The sequence below is a fragment of the Oleiphilus sp. HI0061 genome, from assembly GCF_001635675.1.
Genome location: NZ_LWFE01001545.1, coordinates 1 through 781 on the forward strand (window position 1 = coordinate 1; position 781 = coordinate 781).

Sequence of the window (781 nt, forward strand, 5' to 3'; positions counted from 1 at the left end):
GAAGATCTTGACCTCATAGGTGTAATTGCTAAAGCCGGCAGGCATGTTTGTACAGACAGCTTCAATGTCGATGTTACCACTTGAAAACGGCTTATTTATTAGCAGTAATGGGCACCGTTTAAAGAAGCTGCCATCTGATTTTTTAACGATAAAATTTACAGAAACATTGAGCCATTCGTGTTCGCTGTTGTTCTCAGCTATTGCGGTAAAAACCAACTTGTCACCGCTGAGCCAATGATTAACTGTTTTAAGGTTTATATCAGGGTCGTTTACCCGCGTAATCATTGCTTCTTGCACTTTCATGTAAGCGAATACGCCCGCTGCAAAAAGCACAACTAAAGAAGCGGCAAAAACAACAGAGAGGAAGCAATACTTCACATACTTGTTCATTCTGGAAATTCCATTTTTACGTATAACGCTTTTATAAACGGCGCGCGTCTTTTTGCGCGTCCAGTGCAGGCCACGTGTTTTTGTGGCCGGAACGATGTTTGATAAACTTGTTAGTTGTCATTTTGCCCCAAAGCTCTCTAGTACTGGATAGTAATATTCTGCGACTACCAGCCCAGAAAAAATACACGCAAGCAGAACCCAGACATGCCATTCACGAACCCAGCTACCCTGTGCTTTTAACTCGACCAATTCTTCTTCGTTTTCACCGACAGAGGCAAGAGACATGAAAAGTTGTATACCCATAATACCAATGAGTATATGAATATAGGGCGTACCGAAAAACCAAGAAATTCCGTAGACCAAAACACACAAAATACTAAGTATTATTGCT

2 protein-coding genes are annotated in these 781 nt (G+C 41.4%); both read right to left on the reverse strand.

Annotation, left to right across the window (positions count from 1 at the left end):
- The coding region (locus tag A3735_RS24140; protein WP_156499882.1) for a hypothetical protein at window positions 1-390 on the reverse strand (390 nt) is incomplete at its 3' end.
- Window positions 391-507: 117 nt separating this feature from the next.
- The coding region (locus tag A3735_RS31340) for a hypothetical protein (protein ID WP_197486012.1) at window positions 508-781 on the reverse strand (274 nt) is incomplete at its 5' end.